16 protein-coding genes are annotated in these 17525 nt (G+C 67.4%); 6 read left to right on the forward strand and 10 right to left on the reverse strand.

What is annotated here, in order from left to right:
* Positions 1–4: 4 nt before the first annotated feature.
* The 5 genes from NX774_RS00530 to cyoA are packed head-to-tail and all read right to left on the reverse strand — an operon-like array spanning position 5 to position 4802.
* Entirely contained in the window at positions 5–787 is a 783-nt protein-coding gene (locus tag NX774_RS00530) for an SURF1 family protein (protein ID WP_370660391.1), read from the reverse strand.
* Positions 784–1170: a cytochrome o ubiquinol oxidase subunit IV gene (gene cyoD / locus NX774_RS00535; RefSeq protein WP_258820203.1), complete on the reverse strand. Its 387-nt coding sequence runs from the start codon at positions 1168–1170 to the stop codon at positions 784–786. The genes NX774_RS00530 and cyoD overlap by 4 nt, the downstream gene beginning before the upstream one ends.
* Positions 1167–1799 carry a cytochrome o ubiquinol oxidase subunit III gene (gene cyoC, locus NX774_RS00540; protein ID WP_258820204.1) on the reverse strand — a complete coding sequence of 211 codons (633 nt, stop codon included), beginning with the start codon at positions 1797–1799 and terminating at the stop codon, positions 1167–1169. Before cyoC ends, cyoD begins: the two co-directional genes overlap by 4 nt.
* The gene (gene cyoB, locus NX774_RS00545; protein ID WP_258820205.1) at positions 1792–3792 is read right to left on the reverse strand and encodes a cytochrome o ubiquinol oxidase subunit I; all 2001 of its coding nucleotides are present in this window, start codon (positions 3790–3792) and stop codon (positions 1792–1794) included. The genes cyoC and cyoB overlap by 8 nt, the downstream gene beginning before the upstream one ends.
* 2 nt (positions 3793–3794) lie before the next feature.
* Positions 3795–4802, reverse strand: a complete 1008-nt coding sequence (gene cyoA / locus NX774_RS00550) for a ubiquinol oxidase subunit II (RefSeq protein WP_258820206.1) — start codon at positions 4800–4802, stop codon at positions 3795–3797.
* A 155-nt stretch (positions 4803–4957) separates the two neighbouring features.
* On the opposite strand from cyoA, the gene NX774_RS00555 reads away from it, so the two are divergent.
* The 3 genes from NX774_RS00555 (at position 4958) to NX774_RS00565 (ending at position 8088) form a co-directional block, all read left to right on the forward strand.
* Entirely contained in the window at positions 4958–6301 is a 1344-nt protein-coding gene (locus NX774_RS00555; protein ID WP_258820207.1) for an MFS transporter, read from the forward strand.
* Positions 6302–6444: 143 nt separating this feature from the next.
* Positions 6445–7089, forward strand: coding sequence for a dienelactone hydrolase family protein (locus tag NX774_RS00560; protein WP_258820208.1), 645 nt, complete (start codon positions 6445–6447; stop codon positions 7087–7089).
* Between the two features lie 3 nt (positions 7090–7092).
* Positions 7093–8088: a CapA family protein gene (locus NX774_RS00565; RefSeq protein ID WP_258820209.1), complete on the forward strand. Its 996-nt coding sequence runs from the start codon at positions 7093–7095 to the stop codon at positions 8086–8088.
* Here NX774_RS00565 and NX774_RS00570 read toward each other — a convergent pair.
* The gene (locus tag NX774_RS00570; RefSeq protein WP_258820210.1) at positions 8068–10629 is read right to left on the reverse strand and encodes a PAS domain S-box protein; all 2562 of its coding nucleotides are present in this window, start codon (positions 10627–10629) and stop codon (positions 8068–8070) included. The two genes, NX774_RS00565 and NX774_RS00570, sit on opposite strands and share 21 nt — an antisense overlap.
* Before the next feature lie 181 nt (positions 10630–10810).
* On the opposite strand from NX774_RS00570, the gene NX774_RS00575 reads away from it, so the two are divergent.
* Complete coding sequence (locus tag NX774_RS00575; protein ID WP_258820211.1) at positions 10811–11389, forward strand: hemerythrin domain-containing protein; 579 nt, start codon at positions 10811–10813, stop codon at positions 11387–11389.
* Positions 11390–11399: 10 nt separating this feature from the next.
* Here the strand turns inward: NX774_RS00575 and NX774_RS00580 are convergent, their stop codons facing one another.
* The 4 genes from NX774_RS00580 to NX774_RS00595 all read right to left on the reverse strand — a co-directional run bounded on the left by NX774_RS00580 (position 11400) and on the right by NX774_RS00595 (position 14559).
* Positions 11400–12428, reverse strand: coding sequence for an alpha/beta hydrolase (locus NX774_RS00580; RefSeq protein ID WP_258820212.1), 1029 nt, complete (start codon positions 12426–12428; stop codon positions 11400–11402).
* Between the two features lie 75 nt (positions 12429–12503).
* The gene (locus NX774_RS00585; RefSeq protein WP_258820213.1) at positions 12504–13232 is read right to left on the reverse strand and encodes an LrgB family protein; all 729 of its coding nucleotides are present in this window, start codon (positions 13230–13232) and stop codon (positions 12504–12506) included.
* Positions 13225–13581: a CidA/LrgA family protein gene (locus NX774_RS00590; RefSeq protein WP_258820214.1), complete on the reverse strand. Its 357-nt coding sequence runs from the start codon at positions 13579–13581 to the stop codon at positions 13225–13227. Before NX774_RS00590 ends, NX774_RS00585 begins: the two co-directional genes overlap by 8 nt.
* Before the next feature lie 72 nt (positions 13582–13653).
* Positions 13654–14559, reverse strand: a complete 906-nt coding sequence (locus NX774_RS00595; protein ID WP_258820215.1) for a LysR family transcriptional regulator — start codon at positions 14557–14559, stop codon at positions 13654–13656.
* A 226-nt stretch (positions 14560–14785) separates the two neighbouring features.
* Here NX774_RS00595 and hmgA point away from each other — a divergent pair, with 226 nt between their 5' ends.
* Together hmgA and NX774_RS00605 are read left to right on the forward strand one after the other, a co-directional pair.
* The gene (gene hmgA, locus NX774_RS00600; protein WP_258820216.1) at positions 14786–16087 is read left to right on the forward strand and encodes a homogentisate 1,2-dioxygenase; all 1302 of its coding nucleotides are present in this window, start codon (positions 14786–14788) and stop codon (positions 16085–16087) included.
* Positions 16088–16188: 101 nt separating this feature from the next.
* Positions 16189–17520 (forward strand): hemolysin family protein, encoded by a 1332-nt coding sequence (locus tag NX774_RS00605; RefSeq protein ID WP_258820217.1) that lies wholly within the window; start codon positions 16189–16191, stop codon positions 17518–17520.
* The last annotated feature ends 5 nt before the right edge of the window (positions 17521–17525 follow it).

Consider the following 17525-nt stretch of genomic DNA (forward strand, 5'->3'; position numbering starts at 1 on the left):
CGGGTCAATGTTCCCGACTTGCGCCGCCGCGCGCCGCCCACCACCACGCGCCGGCGACCATCAGGGCCAGCGCATACCAGGTGAAGGCGTAAACCAGGTGACTGTTATGGAAGGAGATCACGGTCAGGCCGCCAACCGGATGGTCCGGCGCGCCTGCCGGGTCCTGGTCTTTGGCCGCGTCGACGAAGTATGGTGCGACATTGTACAGCCCCCGCGCTTTTGCGATGGCCTGTACGTCCCGCGAGTGCCAGCGGTTGCGGGCCGGATCGTTCTCGCGCAGGAAGCCGCCCTTGGGCTCGGTGATCCGCACCAGCCCGACGATGTCGGCGCCCGGCGCACCGGAGAAGCGCGCGCACTGGTGCGCAGCGTCAGCGGCGCGGGCCGGATAGTGTGCGGGTCCGCCCTGCTCGACCGGCACGAAGCCGCGATTGACCAGCACGATGTAGCCGTCACTGGTGCACAGCGGCGTCATCAGCCAGTAGCCGCTGCCCAGGTCGGACACGGCCTGCACGGGGGTGGTGAATTCGTAGAAATAGTGACCGGCCAGGCGAACGCGCCGGTACTCGTCGGAAGCTGCAGAAAGTTGGCCCCAGCGCGCCGGAGGGGGTGGCGCGCCAGGGGCCGAGTGCACGCGTGACTCTACGCGCTCGATGAGGGCCAGTTTCCATTGCAGGCGTTGCACCTGCCAGGTTCCCAGCCCCGCAAACAGGACGATCAGCAGCAGCGCGGCAGCGCGCAGGAGAAAGCCGCGCATGGGGCGCGCCGCTGGCTGATCGTTGGCCATCATGGCATGTTGTGCATGGCCTGGCCGGCGTCCATGGTCGGCATCATGTTGGCGTTCATGTGGTACATGACCCACAGCGAACCGGACAGCACGATGACCAGCAGGATCGCGGTCAGGATCAGCGCCATCATGTTCCAGCCGCCCTCGGACTTCGAGTTCATGTGCAGGAAGTAGATCATGTGCACGACCACCTGGACCGCGGCAAAGCCGAGGATCACGACCTTGGTGGTGGCGGGCGGCACAACATGGCCCATCACCAGCCAGAACGGGATGGCGGTCAGGATCACCGACAGGATGAAGCCGATCGTGTAGTCCTTCAGGCTGCCGTGGGCTTCGAGGTGATCGTCATGGCCGTGGTGGCCGTGTGCGTGGTGATGATCGCTCATGGCAATACTCCCATCAGGTAGACATAGGTGAACACGCCGATCCAGACGACGTCCAGGAAGTGCCAGAACATCGACAGGCAGGCCAGGCGGCGATAGTTTTCCGGGGTGATCCCGTGCTTACCAAGCTGGAACAGCAGCGTCACCAGCCACACGATACCGAAGGTCACGTGCAGGCCGTGGGTGCCCACCAGCGAGAAGAACGAGGTCAGGAAGCCCGAGCGCCACGGGCCTGCGCCTTCGTGGATCAGGGTGGCGAACTCGGTCAGCTCCAGGCCCAGGAAGCAGGCGCCGAAGATGCCGGTGACGACCAGCCACAGCTGGGTGGCCTTCACGTTCTTCTTCTGCGCCGACAGCATCGCGAAACCGTAGGTGATCGACGACACCAGCAGGAACGCGGTGTTCAGCGCCACGATCGGCAGCTCGAACAGCTCGGCGCCGGTCGGGCCGCCCGCATAGTTGCGGCCCAGCACGGCGTAACCCACGAACAGGCAGGCGAAGATGAGGCAGTCGCTCATCAGGTAGATCCAGAAGCCCAGCAGCGTGCCGTTCTCCGGATGATGCTCGCGCACGAAGTAGCGCGAGCTGTTGTCGGCGGCTACGCCGCCAGCAGTTGCGTTAATTTCAGACATGGCTTTCCAGCAGTGCGGTACGTGCGTTTTCCGTGCGAACAACCTGGTCCGCCTGGATGTAGTAATCGCGTTTGTAATCGAAGGTGTGCTTGATGATGGCGGCCATCATCGCGAGGAACGACAGGCCAACCAGCAGCCACATGTGCCAGATGACGCCGAAGCCCAACACCGCCGAGATCGCTGCGATGCCGAAGCCGGCCCAGGTGTTCTTGGGCATGTGGATCGCCACGAAATCCTTCAGCGGACGCTGGTAGCCGTTCTTCTTCATGTCGGCCCAGGTGTCGTTGTCATGCACCACCGGGGTGAACGCGAAGTTGTAGTCCGGCGGCGGCGACGAGGTCGACCATTCCAGCGTACGGCCATCCCACGGGTCGCCGGTCACGTCGCGCAGTTCCTTGCGCTTGAGGACCGAGACCAGGATCTGCATGACCAGGCAGCCGATGCCGGCGGCGATCATCAGGGTGCCGAACAGCGAGATGCGGAACAGCCACTGGTCGTCCATGTTATCGAAGTGCGACATGCGACGGGTATAGCCCATGAAGCCCAGGATGTACGGCGGCGTGAAGGCGACCCAGAAGCCGATCGACCACAGCCAGAAGGAGCGCACGCCCCAGGTACGGTCCAGCTTGTAGCCGAACATCTTCGGCCACCAGTAGTTCACACCAGCGAACAGGCCGAACAGCACGCCGCCGATGATCACGTTGTGGAAGTGCGCGATCAGGAACAGCGAGTTGTGCAGCACGAAGTCGGCCGGAGGCACTGCCAGCATCACGCCGGTCAGGCCGCCGATGATGAAGGTGATCATGAACGCGATGGTCCACATCATCGGCAGTTCATAGCGGATGCGGCCCTTGTACATGGTGAACAGCCAGTTGAAGATCTTCGCGCCGGTCGGGATCGAGATGATCATCGTCGAGATGCCGAAGAACGAGTTGACCGATGCGCCCGAACCCATGGTGAAGAAGTGGTGCAGCCACACCAGGTACGACAGGATCATGATCACGCAGGTCGCGTACACCATCGAGGTGTAGCCGAACAGGCGCTTCCCGCAGAAGGTCGAGACGACTTCCGAGAAGATGCCGAAGGCCGGCAGGATCAGGATGTACACCTCGGGGTGGCCCCAGATCCAGATCAGGTTCACGTACATCATCGCGTTGCCGCCCAGCTCATTGGTGAAATAGTGGGCGTTAAACAGGCGGTCCACGCCGAGCATCGCCAGCGCGGCGGTCAGCACCGGGAAGGTGATGACGATCAGGATGTTGGTGCACAGGGCGGTCCAGGTGAACACCGGCATCTTCATCAGGTCCATGCCGGGGGCACGCATCTTGACGATGGTGACGATCAGGTTCACGCCGGACAACAGCGTGCCGACACCGGCAATCTGTAGTGACCAGATGTAGTAGTCCACCCCGACGTCAGGCGAGGCCAGGATGCCCGACAGCGGCGGGTAGGCCAGCCAGCCGGTGCGCGCGAATTCGCCCACGAACAGCGAGGCCATCACCAGGATGGCGCCGAAAGTGGTCATCCAGAACGAGAAGTTGTTCAGGAACGGGAACGCCACGTCGCGCGCGCCGATCTGCAGCGGCACCACGTAGTTCATCAGGCCGGTCACCAGCGGCATCGCCACGAAGAAGATCATGATCACGCCGTGGGCGGTGAAGACCTGGTCGTAGTGGTGCGGCGGCAGGAAGCCGTGGGCGTCGCCGAACGAGAATGCCTGCTGCGCGCGCATCATCAGCGCGTCGGCAAAGCCGCGCAGGAACATCACGAGGCCCAGCACCATGTACATGATGCCGATCTTTTTGTGGTCGATCGAGGTGATCCAGTCGCGCCACAGCGGACCCCACAGTTTGAATTTGGTGAGCGCGCCGAGCACGGCAAGGCCACCCAGGGCAACCATGATAAAGGTGCCCAGCAGGATCGGCTCGTGGTAGGGAATCGCTTCCCAGCTCAGCCGACCGAAAATCAGCTTGGTCAAGTCAAAGTCTTGCATGGTTACTTCACAGAGGTTTTGTCAGGTGTCGTGCAGATCTCGGCCTGGGCTACCTTCTCCCCGGCTTCCTTGTGCGACTCTTTGGTGGCAGCTTCTTGCTGGCGGCGCGCGTCGTCGGCCATCTGGCGGTTCAGGCAGACGGTGCCGGCCGCAACGCACTGGTTCAGCACGGCGTTGTACAGGCCGTCTTCCACTTGCGCGTACGAGCGCACCGCTTCCTTCACGCTCGGCTTGGCCAGCTGCAGGTAGTCCGCGCGGTTCAGGTTGCCCGAACCGGCCTTCTTCTGCGCGATCCACTGGTCGAAATCGGCCTGCGGGACGCCACGGTAGGAGAAGATCATGTCCGAGAAGCCGGCGCCGCTGTAGTTGGCCGACAGGCCGCGCGAGACCACCGGCTTGTTCTGCACCGCGTTCAGCTCGGTCTGCATGCCCGGCATTGCGTACACCATGCCGGCCAGTTCCGGCACGTAGAACGCGTTCATGACCGTCGTCGCGGTGATCTTGAAGCGCACCGGCTGGTCCACCGGCAGCACCAGTTCATTGACCGTCGCGATGCCCTGCTCCGGATAGATGAACAGCCACTTCCAGTCCATCGCCACGACCTGCACCGTCAGCGGCTTGGTCGATGCGGCGATCGGGCGGTGTGCGTCGAGCCGTTCGAGCGGACGGTAGGGGTCGAGCTTGTGGGTGCTGATCCAGGTGATCAGGCCCAGCGCGATGATGATGAGCAGCGGGGCACCCCAGATGACCAGTTCCAGCTTGGTCGAGTGGTCCCAGTCGGGCTCGTACTTCGCACTGGTATTGCCTTTTCGATAACGCCAAGCGAAAAGGACAATCAGGAACATCACGGGGACGATAATCAACAGCATCAGCAGCACCGACACGGTGATCAGGTCTGCCTGCTGTTTAGCAATGTCACCGGAAGGGTTCAGCACCACGGTGTTGCAGCCCGCAAGAGCGAGCAACAACGGGGTCAGAACCAGTCCGCGACGGACGGTCAATGGAATCATGCTTGTATAGGACGTTACATGGGAATGAGAACATGCTACTGTACTGCCAACGGCCCGGGCTGCACATTGGACGTTTTGTCTCACCCTTTGTCACACAGCATCACTTTCGGGGTGAAACCTCGGGCTGTAAAACAAGTAAATATGGAGACGAAGATATGCAAAGCACGACGCAATACGGCGGTGCAGGTGCCGCTCCCATTACCCATCCCTGCAGCGGCGCCCGCAACATCAATGCGCGCGACGCCGAGATCCACCCCGGCGAAATCGCCATCGGCGTGGTGATCGGGCGGGCCTCCGAATACTTCGACTTCTTCGTCTACGCCATCGCCTCGGCGCTCGTGTTCCCGGCGGTGTTTTTCCCGTTTGCCGACCGGCTCGACGGCACCCTGTACGCGTTCACGATCTTCGCGCTGGCCTTCATCGCGCGCCCGATCGGCACCGTGATCTTCATGGCAATCCAGCAAAAGTTCAGCCGCGAGATCAAGCTGACCATCGCCCTGTTCCTGCTGGGCACCGCGACTGCTGGAATTGCATTCCTGCCAACTTACGCCAGCCTGGGGACCACCGCCATCGTGCTGCTCGCGCTGCTGCGCATCGGCCAGGGCGTCGCCCAGGGCGGTTCGTGGGACGGCCTGCCGTCGCTGCTCGCGCTCAATGCGCCGGAAAACAAGCGGGGATGGTACGCGATGCTGGGGCAGCTTGGCGCACCGGTGGGATTTTTGATCGCAGCCGGTCTTTTTTCCTACCTGCTGACCAACCTGTCTTCCGAGGACTTCCTGGTCTGGGGCTGGCGCTACCCGTTCTATGTGGCGTTTGCCATCAACGTGGTGGCGCTGTTCGCTCGGCTGCGGCTGGTCTCGACGACCGAGTACTCGCGCCTGCTGGACGCGCACGAGCTCGACCCGGCCCCGGTGCTGGAACTGACCCGTGAGCAAGGCAGCAATGTTGCCATCGGCGCCATGGCGGCGCTCGCCAGCTACGCCCTGTTCCACCTGGTCACCGTGTTCCCGCTGTCGTGGATCCAGCTCTACGACACGCGCCCGACCGCCGAATTCCTGCAACTGCAGATGTGGGGCGCGGGCGTGGCGGCGGTCGGCATCCTGGCGTCGGGCCTGATTGCCGACAAGCTGGGGCGCCGCACCACGCTCGGCACAACGGCGGCACTGATCGCGGTGTTCTCGGCCTTTGTGCCGACGCTGATCGACGGTGGCGAAAGCGGCCAGGACATCTTCATCCTGGTGGGCTTTGGACTGCTCGGCCTGTCGTACGGCCAGGCCGCCGGCGCGGTGACGGCCCAGTTCCAGCGCAAGTACCGCTACACCGGCGCCGCGCTCACATCGGACCTGGCATGGCTGGTGGGTGCCGCGTTCGCGCCGCTGGTCGCGCTGGGGCTGTCGGCCAACTTTGGCCTGGGCTACGTCAGCCTGTACCTGCTGTCCGGCGCGGTCGGCTCGCTGGCGGCGCTGAGCCTGAACCGGGCGCTCGAGATCCGCGACTAAGCGCGGCTTTTGTAGGGTGGGCAGATTTCTGCCCACGCGTTCAGCACACGCATGCGTGGCCGCGGTGCGGGCAGCCCCCGCACCGCCGAGCCGAATTTTCGCGCCCCCGCGCCGGTCCAAAGGACACGGTACGGAGACCAACCATGGCGCAGCAAACCTTTGTCACCATCCCCACCGGCGCGGCCGTCATGGAAGGCATGCTCGAAGTGCCCGACAACGCCACCGGCATCGTCCTGTTCGCCCACGGCTCGGGCAGCAGCCGCCTGAGCCCGCGCAACAACTACGTCGCCGGCGAGCTGCGCAAGGCCGGCATCGCCACCCTGCTGCTCGACCTGCTCACGCCGCAGGAAGACCTGGCAGCGGAAAACCGTTTCGACATCGCCCTGCTCACCGGCCGCCTGGACGACGCCGCGAGCTGGCTCGCGGCCAACCAGGAGGTCGGGCACCTGCTGATCGGCCTGTTCGGCGCCAGCACCGGCGCGGCGGCGGCCCTGCGGCTGGCAGCGGCCCGGCCGGATGCGGTGGCGTGCGTCGTGTCGCGTGGCGGGCGGCCCGACCTGGCCGGGACCGACGCCTTGCGCAAGGTGCGCTCGCCCACCCTGCTGATCGTGGGCGGCGACGACAGCCTCGTCATCGACCTGAACCGCCGCGCGCTGGCCGCAATGACCTGCGAAAAGGAGCTGGTCATCGTGCCCGGGGCAACCCACCTGTTCGAGGAGCGCGGCACGCTGGAAGAGGTGGCGCGCCTGGCCACGGACTGGTTCCGCAGCCACTGCCCGGCCGGGTGACCGATGGACGCCGCACGGCCCCTGCGGCTCGTGTTCGGCGGCGACGCCATGCTCGGCCGGCTGGTGGGCGAGGCGATCTCCCGCTTCGGCCACGGCTACCCGCTTGGCCCACTGGCGGCCACGCTGGCAGGTAGCGACCTGGCCATCGTCAACCTCGAATGCGCGATCACCGCGTCCACCACGCCCTGGCCCGGTGAGCCCAAGGCCTTCTATTTCGGCGCCCCGCCCGCGGCCGTGCTGTCGCTGGCCGAGGCCGGCATCGATCTTGTCAGCCTGGCCAACAACCACGCCCTCGACTTTGGCGTGCAAGGGCTGCGCGACACCCTCCAGGCGCTGGACGCGCACGGCATTACGCACGCCGGTGCCGGCGAAAACCTCGCTGGCGCGCTGCGCCCCGCCCTGCTGGAACGCGCCGGCATCCGCTTCGGCATGGCGGCGTTCTGCGACCACCAGAGCGATTTCGCCGCCGCCCACGACCGCCCCGGCATCGCCTGGATCGACCTGGAGGACGAAGCGCGCGCCGCGGATGACCTGCGCGCCGCGCTCACCACGCTGGTGGAGGCCGGCACGGACTGGCCGGTGCTGTCGCTGCACTGGGGCCCGAACATGGTGTGGCGGCCGTCGCCACGCTTCCGGCGCCTGGCCCACGCCGCCATCGACATGGGCTGGAAGATCGTGTTCGGCCACAGCGCCCACGTGTTCCAGGGCGTGGAGTGGCGCGCCGGCTGCCCGATCATCTACGCGGCGGGCGACCTGGTGGACGACTACTACGTGGACGCCGGCTTTCGCAATGACCACCAGCTGCTGTTCGAGCTGGACCTCGACGCCCGGCGGGTGCTGAAGCTGGCGATGCGGCCGCTGTTCATCGAGGACTGCCGCACCGCGCCAGCCCACGTGGCGGCGCGCGACTGGATCATCGAGCGCATGCGTGCGCTGTGCCGCGAACTGGGCACACGCACCGGGGTCGAAGGCGAGCTGCTAACCTCGCTCCCGCAATAGCATCGTCAGCCTGGCCAAGTCCACCGGCTTGGTCAGGTGGTAGTCGAACCCGCTGGCGCTGGTGGCGCGGCGGTCGGCGTCCTGGCCCCATCCGGTGAGTGCAATGAGCAGCGGCTCGCCCAGCGCCGGGTCGTGCTGCATGCGGCGCGCCACCTCATAGCCGTCCATGCCCGGCATCCCCAGGTCCAGCAGCACGGCGCGCGGCGCAAATGTCTGGGCGCGCGCGAGCGCGGCCGGCCCGTCGTAGGTCACGCCAACGGTCGCGCCCTCTTCCTCGAGCAGCATCGCCAGCGAGTCGGCAGCGTCGCGATTGTCGTCCACGATCAGCACGCGCAGCCCGGCCAGCGGCGCGTGCTCCTTACCGGCGCCCTCGCCCGTGGCGACCGCCTCCGGTTTCGCGGCGACTGGCAGGCGCACGGTGAACTCGCTGCCGCGCCCCGGCCCGTCGCTTGCCACTGCCACCGAGCCGCCGTGCATCTCGACCAGGCTGCGCGCCATGGTCAGCCCGATACCGAGCCCGCCCATGCCGCGTGCGCCTTCACGCTGCACCTGCGCGAACAGCTCGAACACGCGCGGCAGCTGGTCCGGCGCAATGCCGATGCCGGTATCGCGCACTGCCACCACGACCTGGTCGCCGGCGCGGCACGCGGCCAGCGCGATCGCGCCGCCCGGGTCGGTGTAGCGCGCCGCGTTGTTGAGCAGGTTGGCGAACGCCTGCACCAGCCGCACCTTGTCCGCCATGAGCGTGACCGGCTCCGGCGGCAACGACACCGCCAGCCGGTGCCGTCCCTGGTCGATCGCCGGCTGGCTGATCTCGAGCGCGCCGCGCACCACCTCGTCCAGCGTCACCGGCGCCAGCTGCAGTTCCAGCTTGCCGCGCGTGATGCGCGACACCTCCATCAAATCGTCCACCAGCCGCACGATGTGCTTGACCTGGCGCTCGACCATCCCGATCAGGCGATCCGCCCGGCGCCGCCCGTCCGGGCGCCCGAGCAGGTGCACGGCGTTGCTGATCGGTGCGAGCGGGTTGCGCAGCTCGTGGGCCAGCGTGGCCAGGAACTCGTCCTTGCGCCGGTCGGCGGCGCGCAGCGCCCGCTCCGCCTGCACCGCGTCGGTGATGTCGATGGCGATGCCGACCAGTCCCCGATAATCACCACTGCCGCCGTACCAGGGCACCGAGTGCGACTCGAACCAGCGCCAGTCGCCGGCTGCGCTGCGAAAGCGCATGCGCTGCTGGCACTGTACCTGCTCGCGGATCGCCTTGCCCACGGCCCGGGTGATCGGCGCCACGTCGTCCGGATGCAGCAGGGCCAGCCAGCCCGTGCCGAGCATCGCCTCGGTATCGCACCCGGTGACGTTGGCGAAGCGCTGGTTCAGGAAGACCGCAGCGCCATTGGCGTCGAACTGGTAGATCAGCGCCGGCGAGCCGTCGGCCAGCGCGCGGAACCGCTCCTCGCTCGCGCGCAGCGCTGTTTCGGTCTCCTTCTGCTTGGTGATGTCAAGGATGAATTCGACGCATTTCGACTGCTTGCCGCTGCCCGACAGCCTGGTTGGCGCGAACAGCCCCCACCAGCGCGTGCCGTCCTTGCGCACCATTTGCTTGACGTAGGGCGCGGTGCGGCCCGTCTCCTGGAGCTCAGCCGCGGCGGCGCGCGTGACGGCGCAAAACTCGGCGGGCGTGAGCGTGGCCCAGTTCACCGCCTGCACCAGTTCCTGCTCGCTGTAGCCGCTCATCCGCTGGAAGCCACGGTTGGCCGCCAGTACCTTGCCATCGAGCCGGAAGAACAGCACCCCGACCGTATCGATGCCCATGGCCGCCGCCAGCAGCGCGTGCTGCTCGCGCGCGTCGCGCCCGGCCTGGCTGATCTGTTCGCCCTGCTCGCGCAGCAGCGCGTTGCTGCGCCCCAGTTCGCGCGTGCGCTCGGCGGCCTGGCGTTCCACCGCGACGCGCGCCGTGTCGGCCTGGTCGCGCGCCGTGACCAGCTGGTGCGCCGCCGAGGCGAAGCTGGCAACGCTTTGCAGCAGGCGCGCGTCTTCCGGGTCGAAGTGCCGGTCCGGCGAATGCGCGATCGCCCATACCGTGCCGACCACCTGGCTGCCGGCCGTCCACGGCGCCAGCAGCGTCTCGTGCATGCGCGGCTGCACGCCACGCAGGCGCGGGAAGACCAGCCCGGGGTCGCGGAACAGCATGACCCCGTTGCGCTCGATGACCACGCCGCACGGGCTGGTGTCACGCGGGATGGTGCCGCCCAGGTTGGGCGAAAACGCACCGGCCACCGCGCGCCAGCGGAACTGTCCCGCCGCACCATCCGGTTCGAGGATGCTCACGCCAGCCGAGTCGGCGTGGCACAGCGCCAGCACGATCTCGGCCAGCTTGTGCAGCACCCCGTGCGGGTGCGCCGCCATCTCGCTGCCAAGCGCGGCCAGCGCCTGGCTCTCGGCCCGGTAATCGGGAGCGCGCGCGGGCCGCGCCGACAGTTCGCCGGTGATCAGCACGTCCTCGAGTCTGGCGACGGATGCGGTCGCCGTTTGTTCAGCCATGCGCTGGGTAACCGATTGCGTTTTGGGAAATAACCAGTAAGACAAGCGCCCCGCGCGTCGGTTCAGCCGATTTTTGGAACTTTCCCGGCAAAATGCCGACAGCACGATAGCCTGCTGTCCTACTGACGGCACGCGCGCCGGGGGCTAGCATGGTGTCTTCGACGCTCAACGGAGATGCAAAATGTTTTCTCTGAACAAGCTTAGCCCGACCATCACCGACATGATCCGTTTCGATCACTCGCACGTGATGGTGACCTTCCACCAGTACACCCGGGACAAGCCGGCACGGGTCAAGAAGGCGCTCGCCGAGACCATCTGCGACGCGGTGGACATCCACGCCCGGCTGGAAGAGGAACTCTTCTACCCGGTCATGCGCGGCATTACCAGCGACGAGCACGTGATCGCCAAGAGCCCGTCCGAGCACGACCAGATGCGCAACGTCATCGCCCTGCTGCGCAACACCGAGGCAGACGATCCCGACCACGACCGCCTGATGTTCGAGCTGATGCGACTGGTGATCCACCACGTGGCCGACGAGGAAACCGTGCTGCTGCCGCAGGCCGAGGAGCATCTTGGCCAGGAGCGCCTGTCCGAGCTGGGCGCGCAGATGACGCGCCGGCGGCTCGAGCTGGTTACGCCCAAGGCCGGAAAAATCGCCGCCAACACCGTGCTCGGCTTTGCCGGCAGCACCGCAGCCATCGCGCTGGGCGTGGCCGGCACGCTGTTCGCGGTCAAGAAGTTCGGCCAAAAGCACGCCTGAGCGCCTGCCCTTACGGCCCGGCCGGGGGCAGCATGCGTGCGATGAAGTCCACCGTGCGTTCCCACGCGCGCTGGGACGCCGCGCGCGTCGCGTCCGCGCTGCTGCCGATGAAGGCATGACCGACGCCGGGCAGCAGGATCAGCTCGTCGCTGCCGCCGCGCGCGCGGATCACGCGGTCCAGCGTGGACGCCTGCGACACCGCGAAGAACGTGTCTTCCATCCCGTGCACGATCAGGAACGGCGGCACGCTCGCGTCCACGTAGTTCACCGGGCTGGCCAGGCGCCGCTGCGGGTCGCAATTGGCCGTGCCACAGCCAAGGAAGCTGTTTGCCTGCGGCATGGACCGCAGGGCCAGCAAGTCGTAGGCGCCGTACCAGGCGACGGCTGCGCGCGCGCACGCCGACTCGTCCGACGGTGGCGGCGGCGTCGCCGCGGCGCCGACGGCCGGGTTCGGCCGCACGCCGCTGGCGGGCCGGTCCAGCCCTGCGGCACCGCATGACACCGCCGCCAGTGCCGCCAGGTGGGCACCCGCCCCCGCGCCCCACACCAGCACCTTGGAGCGGTCGATGCCGTAGCTTCCCGCCTTGCTGCGCAGCCAGCGCAGCGCATCCTTCACGTCCTGCACCGGCGCCGGAAAGTTCGCCTGCGGCGCCAGCCGGTAGTCGATCGACGCGACCACGTAGCCGCGCGAGGCGAGCGCCGCCAGTGCCAGCGGCCAGTCGGCAAACGCCCCGTTGGTGCGGCGCGATCCGCCGTGCCAGCCGCCATCGTGCACGAACACCACCAGCGGCCGCGGTGCGGTGGCCGGGGAACCGGGCGGCAGGTACAAGTCGAGCCTGAGCGGGGCGTAGCCCGGATCGGTGGCATAGACCAGCCCCGGCAGCCCGGTCACGCCGCGCGGGAAAGCCGGCCGGCCTTGCGGGTAGCGGTCCTGCTCGGCGGCGGTCGCGGCGATTTGCGGCTGGAACGGTTGCGCCTGGACCAGGCCCGCCACCGCCAGCGCGAGCACGGCGCCAGGCCGCCAAAGATGAGTCGGCATCGCAGCCTCCCTGTGATGGCTGTCGAGCCGATGATAGCCCGGCCGCGCGGCCGGGCTGCGTCCCGTTCCGCGCGTCTACATCCAGCGCAGCACCAGCGGCACCAGCCACGGCGCCAGCAGCGCGGTCAGTGCGCCGTTCAGGCCCATGCCCAGGCCGGCAAAGGCACCAGCCTCGGCATTGACCTGGAACGCGCGTGCCGTCCCGATCCCGTGCGCGGCGACGCCCAGCGCAAAGCCGCGCGCCTCCATCGACCGGATGCGCAGCGCGTTAAAGAGAAAGCGCCCCGTGATGGCGCCAAACACGCCGGTGACGATTACGACCGCCGCCGTCAGCGCCGGCAGGCCGCCGAGGCGCTCGGCCACCGCCATGGCAATCGGCGTGGTGGCCGACTTGGGACCAAGGGTGCGCGCCAGCTGCGGGGTGGCCCCCAGCAGGCGCGCGATCACCACCGACGACACGATAGCGGTAACGCAGCCGGACAGCAGCGCGCACGAAATCGGGATCAGCGAGCGGCGCATGCGCGGGAACAGCCGCGCCAGCGGCACCGCCAGCGCCACCGTGGCCGGTCCCAGCAGGAAGTGCACGAACTGGGCGCCCGCGAAATAGCGCTGGTAGGACATGCCGGACCCGGCCAGCACCAGCGCGATCAGGGCCACCGCGATGGCGACCGGGTTGGCCAGCGGCGAAAACCTGGCCCGCACGAAAATGGCGTGGGCGACCACGTAGGCGCACAGCGTGAGCGTCAGGCCCAGCAGCGGCGAGGCCGACAAGTACACCCAGAACGAAGTGATCTCGCTAAACATCGCCCTGCTCCTTGCCTACTCGGCTCAGGGCCTGCATCACGAATGCGGTCACGCCCAGGGTCAGCAGCGTGCTGCCCACCAGCGCGGCCCCGATGGCGAGCCATTGTCCGCGCCCGCTCGCCGCCGCCACCACGATGCCGACGCCCGCAGGCACGAACAGCAGGGACAGGTGGCGCAGCAGCTCCGAGGCGGTCGGTTCAAGCAGCTCCTGCAGGCGCGGCCACGCCAGCAGCGCCGCAAACAGCAGCAGCATGCCGATCACCGGACCCGGGATCGGCACCCCGGTGAGGAAGGCGACGCCCTCGCCGAGGCATTGGAAGATGAGGATGATGGCAAAAGCCGCGATCATGCTGGTCCTTCGAAACGCAAATAGTGAGACTGGCGCCTATTGTATAGGTTGGCGAACAAGGCGCTGGCCAGCTCATTCGCCAAACACCTCCACCACCAATGCCCGCAGCCACTGGTTGCCCGGATCCTGGTTGAAGCGCCGGTGCCAGAACAGATTGGTTTGCAGCTGTGGCAACGCCAGCGGCGGCGTGATCCAGGTAAGCCCGAACGGCACCGCCGCGCGCTCGGCGAGCTTGAGCGGCACCGTGACCACCAGTTCGCCCGTGCTCACGATGTACGGCACGGCGGTGAAATGCGGCACGCGAAAGCGCGAATTGCCGCCCACGCCCGCCTGTTCCAGCAACTGGTTGATGCGGTCGTAAGGCGCGTGCGTCGCGTCCACCAGCAAGTGCTCGGCCGCGACAAAGCGCGCCAGCGTCACCTTGCCGCGCCCGAGCGCATGCCCCTTGCGGAACATGCTCACGTACGGCTGGCGAAACAGCAGCCGCTGGAACAGCGCCTCCGAGATGCCGTCGAACGGCCCGACCGCCAGGTCCACCCGGCCGGTCTCGAGCTCCTCCTTGAGCGCGATGCTGCCCGCGCGCACGGAACTGAGCTGCACGCGCGGCGCCAGCGCCCGGCACCGCTCGATCAGCGCGGGCATGAAGTGCACCTCGCCCACGTCCGTCATCGCCAGCACGAAGCGGCGCTCGCTGGTGGCCGGGTCGAACTGGCTGCGCTGGTTCAGCGCCAGCGCCACCTGCGCCATGGCCGCGCCGACGGGGCCGGCGACCTGCTCCGCGAATGGCGTGGGCTGCATGCCCTGCGCCGTGCGCACGAACAGTTCGTCGTTGAACACGCGGCGCAGGCGCGCCAGCGCATTGCTCACCGCCGACTGGGTCAGCCCAAGGCGCTTGGCGGCGGCCGAGATCTGGCGCTCGCGGTACACCTCCTGGAAGACGGCAAGCAGGTTCAGGTCGATATTGTTTGGCTCGATCATAAAGACGGGTCAGTCAGGCGCTGGCTGAACGCGTGGGCGGAAACCCGCCCACCCTACGTGCGCATCGCGTAGGGTGGGCGTTCGGCTGGGCACTGCCCAGCCTCACCCTGCCCACGCGTCCAACGATATTTCGCAAATCAATAGTGTACATTTTGCCATTCATGTCGTAAATCAATCCCGTTTGCCGTAGAGTGTCCGCAAATACTCAAATTTGGAGGAGACCGCCATGACCCAGCCCCAGGACGGCTACCAGTCCGGCTTTGGCAACGAATTTGCCACCGAAGCCCTGCCCGGCGCCCTGCCGCAGCACCGCAACTCGCCGCAGCGCGTGGCTTACGGCCTGTACGCCGAGCAAATCTCCGGCACCGCCTTCACCGCCCCACGCGCGCACAACCGCCGCACCTGGATGTACCGCATCCGCCCCGGCGCGCTGCACGGCCAGTTCAGCCGCATGCCCAACGGCCGCATGGTCAGCCACTTCGGCCAGGTGCCGGTGCCGCCCAGCCAGATGCGCTGGTCCCCGCTGCCGATGCCGGACGCGCCCACCGACTTCGTCGAAGGCCTGGTCACCATGGCCGGCAACGGCTCGCCGGAAAGCCAGTCTGGCTGTGCGATCCACCTGTACGCCGCCAACAAGCCGATGACGGACCGATTCTTTTACTCCGCCGACGGCGAACTGCTGATCGTGCCGCAACTGGGCCGGCTGTCGATTGCCACGGAACTTGGCCTGGTCGAGGTCGGGCCGCACGAGATCGCGGTGATCCCGCGTGGCCTGCGCTTCCAGGTAGCGCTGCCCGATGGCCAGGCGCGCGGCTACATCTGCGAGAACTTTGGCGCCCTGCTGCGCCTGCCGGACCTGGGCGTCATTGGCAGCAACGGACTGGCCAACCCGCGCGACTTCCTCACGCCGGTGGCACGCTACGAGGACCGCGAGGGCGAGTTCGAGCTGGTGGCCAAGTTCTGCGGCAACCTGTGGCGCGCCCCGATCGGGCACTCGCCGCTCGACGTGGTGGCCTGGCACGGCAACTACGCGCCGTACAAGTACGACCTGCGCCACTTCAACACCATCGGCTCGATCAGCTACGACCACCCGGACCCGTCGATCTTCCTGGTGCTGCAGGCGCCTTCCGACACGCCGGGCGTGGACACGATCGACTTCGTGATCTTCCCGCCGCGCTGGCTGGCGGGCGAAGACACCTTCCGCCCGCCCTGGTTCCACCGCAATGTCGCCAGCGAGTTCATGGGCCTGATCCACGGCGAGTACGACGCCAAGGCCGAAGGCTTCGTGCCCGGCGGCGCGAGCCTGCACAACTGCATGAGCGGCCACGGCCCCGACGCCGCCACCTTCGACAAGGCCAGCGCGGCCGACACCACGCGCCCGCATAAGGTGGCCGACACGATGGCCTTCATGTTCGAGACGCGCCACGTGATCCAGCCTACCGAGTACGCGCTGACCTCGCCGCAGCTGCAGCGTGACTACGCGGACTGCTGGGCCGGCATCCGCAAGAATTTCCGCCTGGAGCCCTAGCCAGTTGTGTGCCGGGCGGCACGCCGCCCGTGCGATGATGTGCTGCGCGCCATCCCGGCGCAGCGGCCGCCGGCCCGGCAAGCCCGGCACCTTGCGGGGCCATGAGCGACGTCCTGATCATCCTCGGCCTGATCGTGCTGAACGGCATGCTTGCGATGGCCGAGCTGGCCATGGTCTCGGCCCGCCGCCTGCGCCTGGAAAAGCTGTCCGGCGACGGCAGCGTCGGCGCCCGTGCCGCGCTCGAACTGGCGGACAACCCGAGCCGCTACCTGTCCACCATCCAGATCGGCATCACCCTCATCAGCATCTTCAACGGCGCCTACGGCGAGGCCTCGCTGGCCGCGCGCCTGGGGCCGCGCTTTGCCGCCCTTGGCCTGGCCGACCCGTACGCGCACGAGGCGGCGTTGGTGACCGTGGTGGTGGCCATCACCTTTGCCTCGATCCTGTTAGGCGAACTGGTCCCCAAGCGCATCGCGATCCAGTACCCGGAACAGCTGGCCACGCTGGCCGCGCCGCCACTGCGCGCGCTGTCGGCACTGATGGCGCCGCTGGTCAAGGTGCTGACCGCCGCCACCGACTTCCTTTCGCACCTGCTGGGCATCCACCGTCCGCGCGACGAGACGCCGACCGAAGAAGAGATCTCGGGCATGATCCGCGAAGGCAGCCAGGCCGGCGTGCTGGAAAAAATGGAGTACGACATCGTCTCGCGCGCACTAAGGCTGGACGACCGCAACCTGAAGGCCTTGATGACGCCGCGCGTGGACCTGCACCTGCTCGACCTTGGCGACAGCATCGAGACCAACCTCGCGCGCATCGCCGCCTCGCCGTACAGCCGCTATCCGGTGTACCGGGGCGAGCGCTCGCAGATCCTGGGCGTGGTGCACGCGCGCGACCTGTTCTCGCAGGCGATCCGGGCGCGCGCACTCAGCGCGATCGACCTCGGCGCGGCCGTCAAGCCGCTGTTGTATGTACCCGAATCGGTGAGCGTGATGGACGCGTTCGAACTGTTCAAGCAGAACCGCGCCGAGCTCGCGCTGATCGTGGACGAGTACGGCGAGATCCAGGGCATGGTCACGCTGGCGGACATGATGGGCGCACTGGTGGGCGAGGTGCCGGCGGTGACCGGCATGCCCGAACCGGACGCGGTGCAGCGCGAGGACGGCAGCTGGCTGCTCGACGGCGGCATGTCGCTGGAACGGTTCCGCGACCTGTTCGCCACCGATGCGCCCTTTCCGGGCGAGGACGAAGCGCACTACCACACGTTGGCCGGCTTCGTGCTCTACCAGCTCGGCACCATTCCGCGGCCGGGCGAACACTTCGGGTGGGATGACTTCGCGTTCGAGGTGGTCGACATGGACGGCAACCGTATCGACCGCCTGCTGGTCAGGCGCACCGGGCCGGCACACATGCCGCAGGACGGGCAAACGCGCTAGACTGT

Origin of the sequence: Massilia agilis, assembly GCF_024756255.1 — a bacterium.
GTDB lineage: Bacteria > Pseudomonadota > Gammaproteobacteria > Burkholderiales > Burkholderiaceae_D > Telluria > Telluria agilis.